General features: G+C 50.3%; 11 protein-coding genes. All 11 read right to left on the reverse strand.

What is annotated here, in order from left to right; genetic code table 11:
• Positions 1-28: 28 nt before the first annotated feature.
• The 11 genes from HMPREF1548_RS19055 to HMPREF1548_RS19105 all read right to left on the reverse strand — a co-directional run bounded on the left by HMPREF1548_RS19055 (position 29) and on the right by HMPREF1548_RS19105 (position 10,926).
• Positions 29-406, reverse strand: a complete 378-nt coding sequence (locus HMPREF1548_RS19055; RefSeq protein WP_025490724.1) for a hypothetical protein — start codon at positions 404-406, stop codon at positions 29-31.
• Positions 373-654 carry a hypothetical protein gene (locus HMPREF1548_RS19060; RefSeq protein WP_157065714.1) on the reverse strand — a complete coding sequence of 94 codons (282 nt, stop codon included), beginning with the start codon at positions 652-654 and terminating at the stop codon, positions 373-375. Before HMPREF1548_RS19060 ends, HMPREF1548_RS19055 begins: the two co-directional genes overlap by 34 nt.
• Positions 655-1,014: 360 nt before the next feature.
• Positions 1,015-1,467: a GatB/YqeY domain-containing protein gene (locus HMPREF1548_RS19065; protein ID WP_035322966.1), complete on the reverse strand. Its 453-nt coding sequence runs from the start codon at positions 1,465-1,467 to the stop codon at positions 1,015-1,017.
• 138 nt (positions 1,468-1,605) lie between these two features.
• Entirely contained in the window at positions 1,606-2,148 is a 543-nt protein-coding gene (locus HMPREF1548_RS19070; protein ID WP_021638106.1) for a hypothetical protein, read from the reverse strand.
• Positions 2,149-2,293: 145 nt separating this feature from the next.
• Positions 2,294-3,298, reverse strand: coding sequence for a DNA polymerase III subunit delta (holA, locus tag HMPREF1548_RS19075; RefSeq protein WP_021638107.1), 1,005 nt, complete (start codon positions 3,296-3,298; stop codon positions 2,294-2,296).
• Between the two features lie 119 nt (positions 3,299-3,417).
• A complete protein-coding gene (locus tag HMPREF1548_RS19080) occupies positions 3,418-6,042 on the reverse strand; it encodes a DNA internalization-related competence protein ComEC/Rec2 (protein ID WP_021638108.1) in 2,625 nt (874 codons plus the stop codon).
• Positions 6,039-7,013 (reverse strand): GerMN domain-containing protein, encoded by a 975-nt coding sequence (locus HMPREF1548_RS19085; protein ID WP_021638109.1) that lies wholly within the window; start codon positions 7,011-7,013, stop codon positions 6,039-6,041. Before HMPREF1548_RS19085 ends, HMPREF1548_RS19080 begins: the two co-directional genes overlap by 4 nt.
• 132 nt (positions 7,014-7,145) lie before the next feature.
• Positions 7,146-8,585, reverse strand: coding sequence for a sensor histidine kinase (locus HMPREF1548_RS19090; RefSeq protein ID WP_330413822.1), 1,440 nt, complete (start codon positions 8,583-8,585; stop codon positions 7,146-7,148).
• A 102-nt stretch (positions 8,586-8,687) separates the two neighbouring features.
• The gene (locus HMPREF1548_RS19095; RefSeq protein WP_021638111.1) at positions 8,688-9,377 is read right to left on the reverse strand and encodes a response regulator transcription factor; all 690 of its coding nucleotides are present in this window, start codon (positions 9,375-9,377) and stop codon (positions 8,688-8,690) included.
• Positions 9,378-9,534: 157 nt separating this feature from the next.
• Complete coding sequence (locus HMPREF1548_RS19100; protein ID WP_035322942.1) at positions 9,535-10,197, reverse strand: helix-hairpin-helix domain-containing protein; 663 nt, start codon at positions 10,195-10,197, stop codon at positions 9,535-9,537.
• 297 nt (positions 10,198-10,494) lie between these two features.
• Complete coding sequence (locus HMPREF1548_RS19105) at positions 10,495-10,926, reverse strand: DMT family transporter (protein ID WP_021638114.1); 432 nt, start codon at positions 10,924-10,926, stop codon at positions 10,495-10,497.
• Between the last annotated feature and the right edge of the window lie 64 nt (positions 10,927-10,990).

The raw sequence follows: 10,990 nt of genomic DNA on the forward strand, positions 1-10,990 counted from the left end.
TGTTCCGTACTGTGTCCTGACTGATTTGTTAAAAAAATTCCTGATAAATCCTGCAGTCCGGCGCACCGAATTCCACTTTGCCTATACGTTCAAGAATACCCTGTATCTCTGATTTATCCAGATTTTCAAATCTTCTGTTATGGATTTTCAGAAGATAGGTCTTCTCTCCCCTCACGTCCCTGCTGAAGGTCAGGGTCAGCCCTGAATTGGCATAGCCCTCTTCTTTCAAAATCTTCCTGACCTGAGCCAGGTAATCCTCCTCAAGGCGGCTGTAATATCCGTCCTCCTCACGGAAGGCATCCCTCGACTGTCCTTTCACCGTACCTGCTATACAAAATGCGGAAATCACGATTAAAACCACGGTTACTGCTATCAAACCCGCTCTGCTTTTAATTCTTTCTGCCATAGATTCTTCCTCCATCCTGCGCCCCTTTTATCCCTTGCGGCACCTGTTCTGCCCGATATCAGTTCTTTTATTATGTCATACTTTTTATATGGTAATGATGTTTGTTTATAGATTAGATGCTCCGAAAAGGAAAAAAGTTTAAAATTTTTTCTAAATTGCATTAAAAAATAATCCAATAAGATTTTGTCATTCTTTGCTTTAACTATAAAAAGCATGTAAATATTTAGTTTCCTCACAATTACTGCCAATATCCATCCTAATTGCCTTCGGCGATGGATTTTAGCACTACTGAACCACTTTCTTATGTTACGGGTAGCGCTTCATGCTGGCCTGCGCAGCTAAATGCGTTAACCTGTTTAACAGTTATTAAAGCGTAACATATACTTCTCTAAAAACCTTCTAAAAATATCCTGTTATATTTCATTCAAACAGCCTCCTGTACAGGCGGTATTTTATTAAAAGATCAAAAAATACCTCTGACAGAAATTTTTTCCCATCAGAGGTATTTTTTGATTTATTTACAGCTGTCCGGCAGCATTATAGTTGCCGTTATTTTATTAAACATCGGTTGGAGAACCATATCTGGCAGGTATGAAGCCAGCCGGGTATTACGGCTGGACAAGAGCTTCTCCCACAAGCCTGTTGACAAGGGTGCCGTCCGCCTTTCCCTTGACTCTCGGCATAAGCTCCTTCATAATTTTCCCTTTGTCCTTCACAGTTGGCGTTACGATTCCCAGGCCGGCAAGAACCTCATTTATTTCTTTCCGGATGGCCTCTTCACTCATTTCCTCCGGCGCAAATTCCCTGAGTACCGCAAGGCGCTTCTCGCATTCCTCTACAATATCCGCCCTGTCTGCGGGAGCCAGATCCTTTGTTTCCTGGGTCTGCTTGATTTCCTTCTTAATGACCTCATTTTCTTCCGCTTCCGTCAAATCCTCTCTTTTGTCAATGGCCTTGTTCTTCAGCGCCGCAAGAAGCATGGAAAGCGTATCCTTCCTCTCCTTGTCCTTATTTTTCATGGCAGCTACCATTTCCGCTCTTACTTCATCAATTTTACTCATAATTTTCTCCCTTCTGCGCACCTTGGCGCCCATGTTATTTAATCCGCCCAGCTTGGGCGGTGAAAAATCTTTTTGCCTTTATTGACTTTTTTAACCAGCAACCGTCCCGCCGCCCCTACAGCGGCTCCCGCCTCTTTCCTATAATTCTTCCCTGCAAAAATAACAGGTATACTTCTGTCTGCTTCCCTGCGGCACCAGATTTTCCGCACCGCAGTAGGAGCATTTTATCACCCGCATGCCCTGGGGCACGCTGTCACCCTCATATAATCTTTGTGCAGAAGGCAGACCGCCAGTCTCCCATCTGGTCCGCATTTCCTCCTGCCGCTTATCCTGCAGGTGATCCGCCTCATCCAGCACAGCCTTCTGGCGCAGATAATCAGTCGTTGACATATTGGCCTGCTTTTCTGTTGCCATTGATGCCGGCGGTGTTTGATGAGTTCCTTTCACTGCACCGTGCCTGTGCTTTTCCGGAACCGTACCTGCGGAATAATCCGGCTGTGCCGCGCGGCTCTGCGGCATTGCATTCCCGTTGTTCCAGGTATTCTGCGGTGGTACGGTAGTGCCGTTCTTGTTATAGGGATTCCGGTCCTTAGTCCCCGAACCGTTACTTTTTCCCTTCAATACGCCGGATACAGCCGCCATGATTACAATCCATATGATTACAGAAATAATACCGCTCATACCTTTTCTCCTTTGCTGTTCCGAAGTGTGTCTGAAAACTGCCTGCCCTGAACCATAATAGCCGTCTTTACACAAACCCGTCCAGGATCCGAAACCTTTTACCAAAACGTGGGCAACGGATTTTCAATGCGGATTTTCAATGCAGTTAACCTGCATCGCTGTTTTTGTTTACTCCGGAGCTGTACCTTACAATCAGCAGTTCAACACCCATCGTATCGTTCAGCCGCCCGCTTTTTACCGCCTCATCGGTATCCACGCACGCTTCCAGCGCTTCACGCAGCTCTTCCTTTTTAAAACGGGAAGCCTGGCTTACGTATTTACCCGCTATAAAGCTGTGAAGCCCTGTCTTTTCCCCGATTTTCCTGTTGTCATAGCCCTTTGCCTTCAATTCCTTTACCTGGAGCAGCAGATTAAACTGCCTTCCTATCAGGAACAGGATACGCATCGGCGGTTCCTTCAGCGCCAGCAGATCATAATACAGCTTCAACGCCTCCCGCTGCTTCTTCAGCGCAATATCCTCGACCATGTCAAAAATCTGGCTGGTTACCTGATGCGTGCATACCGCTTCTATATCTGCCTCGGTAATGCTGTCTTTTTTCAGTGTATAACAGAAGAGCTTCTCCATCTCCCTGCTGATATTTTCCATGTCGGACCCTGTTTTCTGCAGGAAAAAATCCAGGCCCGCAGGAGAAATCGTTTTATTCTCCTTCTTAATCCTGCCCAGAATCCACCGCTTCAGCGTAGTCTCATCCTGTGTGGCAAATTCCACCGCACAGCCGCAGTCCCTGACAGCCTTAAACAGCCGGCTGCGCTTATCAACCTCCGACTCTATGAACAGGATGCACACGGAGGAAGCAGGCTCCTTCATATAATCCGCCAGCTGTTCGCCGCCCTTTTTAAAAAGGCCGCTGTCCTCTATCAGAATCACACGCCTGTCCGCAAAGAAGGGCATGGTTTCCGCCAAGTCAATCACTTCGCCGGAATTCACATCCTTTCCTCTGAAAGCGGTGAAATTCATGGTATCGCCTTCCTGTACAAGCGCTTCCTTCAGCCTGTCCCTGTACTGGTTCTTCAGGTAGGCCTCCTGCCCATAAAGCAGATAAGCCTGTTTGAACTGTTTCTTCTTTATGTCTTCCAACAGCTGCTGCATTCTCAGTTTCCTTTCCTGCAACGGTTCTGGCAGCTGAACTGTTACTTTTTCTTCCCTTCATTCCTTCGGGTTGTGAACTGCCGGGGTTTACTTTTATTATCATGACATATTCCGGGCCATCAGTCAACGTTCAAAAAAGTCTCCACCGTAATTTTTTTCTGCCTTCTGCGCACCGTAATCGCACCGCATTCATTTGTGACAAAAACCGGGATCTGTGCGGCTTTCAAGCGCTCAAGAACCGCTTTATGCGGATGTCCGTAGGAATTATTTCTGCCGCAGGAAATAAGGGCGCAGGCCGGTGCTGCGGCATCCAGGAATTCCCGGGTGGTCGAGGTTTCAGAACCATGATGTGCGGTCTTTAAAATATCGCAGCTTTGCAGAAGTCCGGGGGAAGAGGCAAGAATTTTTTGTTCCCCCTCCGCGTCCACATCTCCGGTGAGCAGGATGAAAAAATCCTTATCCCCGTTCTCCGCCCGCAGAGTGAGCTGCACAACCAGAGAGGCTGTATTCCGGTCCGTAAAGCTGTCCCTTCCATCCGGATGCAGACACAGGAATTCCGTTTTCCCATCCGTTAAAAGATCCCCGGCCTCCATACGGTACACCGGAATGTGATAGCTTCCGGCCATTTCCACAAGCCGGGACGGCTCATCCTGAACGACATGGGCCTGCGGCAGCACCAGGCCGCCGATGGAAACGCCGCTCTTTTCCGCCCATTCAAAGACTGCCTCCAGCCCATTGATATGATCCGCATCCCAATGGCTTACGAATACCGCCTCCAGCCTGCCCACACCCTGATATTTCAAAAATGGGATCACCTGCCAGGTTCCGGTATCCTTCTGCGAGGAGCTGCCCGCATCATACAGATAATGCTTACCGCTCTCCGTTCTGATATAAATACAGTCTCCCTGTCCCACATCCAGCATGGTCATCTGCATGCCGTCCTGAGGTTTTAACGCAAAAACAAGACACAGCAGCACTGCTGCAGGCACGCCTGCCGGCCTGGGGATTTTCTCCGCCAGAAGCAGAAGAAGCCCAAGACCTGCAGCAAAGACAAGAAGCTGCCACAGCTCCGGCTTTCCCGCATGCCAGATACCAGGCAGACCTTCGGAAAGCAGGCACAGCTTTTCATAAAAAATAAGGATTCCTTTCACCGGAAGCGCCAGCATCCGAAGGATAACAAAAACCGGCTCTCCTATGCCCCCAACAACGCTTCCGGCCAGTACGAGAAGCACCGTTCCTCCCATGAGAATCCCCATCAGCGGGATTACAAACACATTCAGCAGGATGGACAGAAGGTTCCATTCATAAAACACAGAAAGCAGCACCGGCAGGGTGGTAAGGCTGATGCAGAAGCTGGAACGGAATCCCTGAAGCAGCCTCTGCATGACGGGATGCTTCTGTTGTTCCCTATACATTTTTATATAATTTTTCTTTCCTTTGTCTTTTCCGAAAAGCTTTACAGCATCACTGCCCATCCGTTCAAAGGCAGGAATGGTGACTGCTGCCCCGGCCGCTGCAGCAAAGGACATCTGAAAACCGCCGTCCTGAAGCCAGGCAGGGTTTTCAAGCAGGAGCAGGGCCGCCGCTGTGGAAAGCGCGGTGGGCATATCATAGGTCCTTCCCACAATTTTGGCGGTCATATAGAGTAAAAACATAATGCCCGCCCTGGCCGCGGATGCTGAAAACCCGGTCATGACAAGATAGGAAAAAAGTACGCCGCAGGAAAGGAGGCCGGACAGCTTTCGTGATAAAAAGCGGTTCAGCAGACGGTAAAGCCCCATCCCAAGCAGGGATATGTGCAGGCCTGAAATCGCCAGGATATGGGAAATCCCGGCTCCCTGATACAACGCCTTAATTTCCGAATCCATTCCCTTTTTTTCTCCCAGAAGCATGGCCTTCAGTACAGACGCTTCCTTCTGCGGGAAAATATTCTCCAACACCTCCCCAGCGCGGCGCCGCAGACGATACAGCGCATGACGCCAGCCGCAATAGCCCTCGCTCTTCCCTGTCAGCACGGCCTGGGAAAGCTGCATACTGATACCCTGCCCTGCATAATATGCCCTGGCATCAAACTCACCGGGGTTTGTCGCTGTTTTAAAATGGCGCGCCTTTCCCCGATAGCAGGCCCTGCTGCCGATCTCCGGCAGGCGCACTTCCCCCTCCCGCAGCCTGCACATCACACCGGTACCGCCCTGTGACCGCATTGGCATTTCCTGTTCCTGAGCGGACTTTTCCAGTGTCTGCGCCGGCATTCCCTGTTCCTGAGCAGACTTTTCCAGTGTCTGCGCCGGCATTCCCTGCTCCTGAGCGGACTTTTCCCATACCTGCATATCTATTTCCTGCAGCTGCTTCTGCGCTTCTTTTTGCACCGTAATATTCTGTTTTAAGTCTCTGTCTGAAAAATTTACTGCCCTGATACCGGCAGCCGTGAAATTGTTTAGATTTGTATTAAGAGATATACTGTCAGTTTTTATTAACTCAGCATCTGGATCTTTAAAATTAAGATCCGATTGTATTTCTGCCCCCTGAAAGGGAAGCGCATCCGCAGCCTTCAGATAAACGATATGTACCATCTGCCCGTTTTCCGGGTCCATATAGCTTGTGATATCCGAAACCGTCCCGGCAACCACAGCCGTCTGCCCGTCCTCCGCCGGAGGGGAGGGCTGGGGCAGCGGCTTTATCCATGTCATTATCCGGACTGCGGCCGTAAAGCCCAGCATAGCCAGGCATAAGGGCCGTCTCATTCCACATTTTCTCCTGTCTTTACGAGATCCAGGTTTCTTTCATAAAGATTGGACAGATTGAAAGTCTCCCTGTATACGATGTCTGTCTTTCCATTTACGGCTATCTGCACCTTGTTTACATTGGGAAGCTCCACCAGGGAGTTGGCAATGGAATAAATCACCACATCCGCAGTAACATTATAAAGCTGCGTCATGAAGTTTTCATCAAAATTCACGTAACAGATACCGTCCTTGACGGTTACGCTCAATATTTTCGTACCCGGATTAATCACCGGATATACGCCGTCGATGTCAGGACCCTTTACCAGATATTCCACCACCAGCTTTTCCATGGAAATATTGCTGTTGTATTCCACAGGCTTGACGATTTCCACCAGGCCGTCCCCGGCTTCATTGGCAAAAAAGAGCTTGAGCTTCACCATTTCATAGGAATTGATTTCTTTTCCCGCATTGTCAATGAACGCATCGGCAGTCATGGGACCGATTGCTGTGCCCGTACTGTCTGCCAGCGGCTGTCCTCCCACCGTCATCAGCACATGATTGATTCCTTCCGCCTGGGAAAGCGTCCTCACAAGCGCCGCCCTCACCAGAACCTCCGTGGTGGGCGCAAGCTTTCTGTAGCTTTCATCCACATCCAGATCCAGCTGTCCGCCTTCCTCCACCCGGAACCCGGTCACCTGGAAACTGTTTCCCACGGAAGACTTCAGGGACACTTCCTCCGGCACCGCTTCCATGGCTTCCAGCAGTCCTGCTATCTGTCCTGACTGCTCCCCGGAATCAATATAGTGAACCTCTTTGGCTATTTTTGTTTCTTCCCTGTTGAGATAATAGATATCAAAGGCCGTTCCTTCCGGTTCCGCCGCCCCCGTACTGCAGGCCGGAAGCACCAGGCAGAAAAGCAGCAGCATGCTGGCTGCCCATGCCGATTTTTTGTTTGAAGCATCCTTTTTTCTGTTCGAAGTATCCTTCATTCGATTTTTGAACCTCCGTTCAGGCTTTCCGTTCTTCCATACATGGCAACTGTACCTCAGATACAGTCCTGCGCCGCCTTATCATTTTTTCCTGCACGATAATCCCCTGTAAAAAGGCCGCAGAAAACCACGTCATCTTACATAGGTAAGCGGGATCTTTACGGTAAAGCTGGTGCCTTCTCCCTCCGTACTGGCTACCTTCACCGAACCGCGGTGAAGAAGGATGGCATTTCTGGTAATGGCCAGCCCCAGTCCGGTGCCGCCGATCTCCCGGGAGTGGGATTTGTCCACTCTGTAGAAACGCTCAAATATATGATCGTAGTCCGCCTCCGGAATACCGATACCGGAATCGGAGATCTCCACGGTAAAAAACTGATGATCCGCATCCAGCAGCACCTTGACCCAGCCATGCTCCTTGTTGTACTTAATCGCATTTTCCACCAGATTGGTAAATACCTGGGTGATCTTCACCTCATCAATTTCCGCGGTGACCGGACGTATGCTTTCAAAGGTCACCTCCACATCCCGCAGCCTGGCAATGGGGCGGAGACGCTTTAACACCGATTCTATCAGTTCATTGATATCCACCGCCGTGATATTCATTTGGGCGGCCGTCTTGTCCATTTTTACAAGGGAGAGAAGATCATTGATGATTTTATTTTCACGTTCGATCTCATTGGCAATGTCCTGCATGAATTCCTGATACAGCTCCAGAGGCGCGTCCTCCTGCTGCATGAGGGAATCGGCCAGAACCTTCATGGAGGTAAGCGGCGTCTTCAGTTCATGGGAAACGTTGGAAACAAATTCCTGCCGGGAATCGTCAATCACCTTCATCTGCGTCAGCAGCTGGTTAAAGGCATCGATAATGTGCTCCGTTTCGATATAATCGGGAACTGCAATGGGCTCGTCCGTAAAACCGTCCTTTACCTCGGTAATCGCCTGGGTCACCCGGTTGAAGGGCTTGACAAGAATGGAGGAAAATCCCACAGCCACACCGAAAATACAAATGATCATCACGATCTCTATAATCAGGGCCTTCCGGTTCAGGATTTCCATTGTCGTCGCTATGCTGTCCGTGGAAACACTGGCAAGCATAACTCCAACTACCTGGCTCTGCTCCGGCTTCTTCCCCGCATCCGCCTGCGTTGTCTGATTCTTTCCGGAGCTGGGGGCTTCGATGGGAATGGTCATTTCGATATAACCGTTTTCCTTGTCATACCGGGTGGTGCTCTCTCCCTTGAAACACCGGATGACCTCCTCGGAAATAATCGTTTTGCCTTCACTGATACTGTATGTATCTTTTACTATACGGAAATTGCCGTTAATGATAATAACGCGGCCGTCGTACAGATTGGACATCTGTTCCAGCTCCGCGTTAATTGCCTCATTTGAGGTATCCTGCAGATAATTATTGTTCAGAAGATGGTTGGCAATGATCTTGAACTGCGTCTGCGTATCCGAGATACGCAGGTTCACCGCACGTTCTTCATAGCTCTGAAGGATACCAACCCTCATGATGAAGCTGGGAAGGATGCCCATCACCAGCATCAGAAAGAATATATATACCTTCATGCTCCTGAGAGCAGGTATTTTCATAAATAGCTTTTTAAGCCTGGTAAGCATTTTGGCAGCCTCTACTTCCATTCAGCCTGGCACATTCCCCAAAGCCGGAAATCAGGCTCTGAAGAAGTAGCCGACTCCCCACTTTGTATGCACATATCTGGGTTCACTTGGATTGCTTTCGATCTTCTCACGAAGCCTTCTGATATGGACGTCCACCGTGCGGACATCCCCGGGATAATCGCTTCCCCATACCAGCTTCAGAAGATTTTCACGGCTGTAGACTTTGTTGGGATTTAAGACAAGCAGCTCCAGCACATCGAATTCCTTGGCTGTCAGGTTGACCTCCTTGCCGGCAATATAGACGCGCCTGCTGTCGCAGTCCAGCTTCAGATCACCGTTCACAACGGTTTTGGGCGCGTTTGACGCGTTATCCCTTACTGTTGTCCTGCGCATTATGGCCTTGATCCTGGCCTTGACCTCCAGAATATTAAACGGCTTTGTAATATAATCATCGGCGCCGTATTCCAGGCCCATGATTTTATCCATATCATCATCCTTGGCTGTCAGCATGACGATGGGGACATTGGAAAATTCCCGTATCTGCTGGCATACCTCCAGTCCTGTCAGCTTGGGAAGCATGATATCCAGAAGGATCATGTCAAATTCCGAATTTCTCGCCTGCTCCAGCGCTTCCTCACCGTCATAGGCGCAGGTGACCTCCATACCGTCCTGCTCCAGGCTGAAACGGATACCTTTCACAATCAGTTTCTCATCGTCTACAACCAAAACCCGCTTTCCCATAGCTCCTCCAAAGATTTTATTCCGTAACTGCCTGGTTTCTTCACAGTTACTGCCAAATCAATCCGAAACCGCCTGCGGCGGTGGATTTATGCACTCCTGAACCATTTTCCCGCATGCAGTGCAGCAAATGCTCCTGCCGGCCGGACCTTTCCCATCCTTACTGTCTGACGCATATCCTGTCCTTCAGCTTTGCAAAGCTTCCCTCCTTGATACCGTCCACCTTCATAATATCCTCAATGGATTGGAATTTACCATTCTGCTGCCTGTAGGCAACAATCGCATCAGCCCTTGTCTGACCGATTCCCGGCAGTGTCATCAGCTCCGCCTCATCCGCGGTGTTAATATCCACAAGGCCGCCCTTTCCTGTTCCATTTTCCTCCATAACCCCGTCCGGCGAAAAAATTTTCTGTTCCGCTTCTTCCAGGGTCGGAATCACAATCTGCATCCCGTCCGATATGGGCGCCGCCTGGTTCACACCTCTTTCCGCCGCGTCCTCCGCAAGGCCGCCTGCCGCCTCAACGGCATCCACGACCCGGCTTCCCGCCGGCAGCCTGTACACTCCCGGCACAGCAACTGCGCCGCAAATATGTATCACACACTCCGCCTCACCGGACACATCCTCACCGCCGGAACCGCCCGCCCCGGGAAACGCTTCTGCCTCCCCCGCTGCGCCTTCTCCGGCCGCATCTTCCTCCCCGGCCCCCGCCGGAACCTGATCCTGCGAAAGCTCACGCAGATCCATATCCCTGCCGCATCCGCCGAACATGAAAGAAAAGACCAGTACCAAAACAAGTACTGGAGTTATTCTGCAATTTGACATTTTATCTCCTTTTCAACGTATCACCGCTCCCGGCGCACCCGAAAAGGCCCCCGTAACTCACTGCCCTTCCATTGTAAAATAAAAAGAAAAGTTTTACAAGAGGAGAGTGGTTTTTTTTCACAGCTACAAGCCGGGCAGGCAGGAACAACAGCCTTGCTGCGGGGGAGCTTGCTCACCCACAGCAAGACTGTTGTTCCTGCCTATGCGGCGCCAGCCGCAAAGTGAGAGAGCGCAGCTCTCGAACCCCGGCGCCCGCCCCCCAACCCCTAATCCCTTGCCCTTAATCCCTTATCCCTCTCACTCCCACTTAAACACCACAATCCCCGCAATAGCCACCGCCATCCCAATAGCCTTCCGCCATTCCCATCCGGTCTTCTCCACACCGAACATCCCGAACAGCTCAATCAGATAAGCCACCAGCAGCTGCGCCACCACAATCAGCATAACGGCCCTGGCCGGCCCCAACATATCCATACTCTTAATCACCGTATAAGTAATGAAAGCCCCGATAGCGCCCCCCAAAAGCATATACTTGGGCTGTACCTGAAACACGCCGAGAAGAGAACTCCTGTCCGTAAACGCCCATGCGGCCAGACACACAAGCAACGCCGTGAACTGCACAAAGCAGTTGGCCGCCCAGATACTAGACGCCTTAGTAACCTGCGTGTTAAAAACACCCTGAATACTCATCAACGCGCCGGAAATCAAAGCAATAAATAAACCAATCATATAGGCCTCCTGTCATAAGGGTCTTTTCAGGCTCCCGCAGCGCTGCAGCGGTTTCCAAACCGCT

Source organism: Clostridium sp. KLE 1755 (assembly GCF_000466465.2).
GTDB classification, from domain to species: domain Bacteria; phylum Bacillota; class Clostridia; order Lachnospirales; family Lachnospiraceae; genus Eisenbergiella; species Eisenbergiella porci.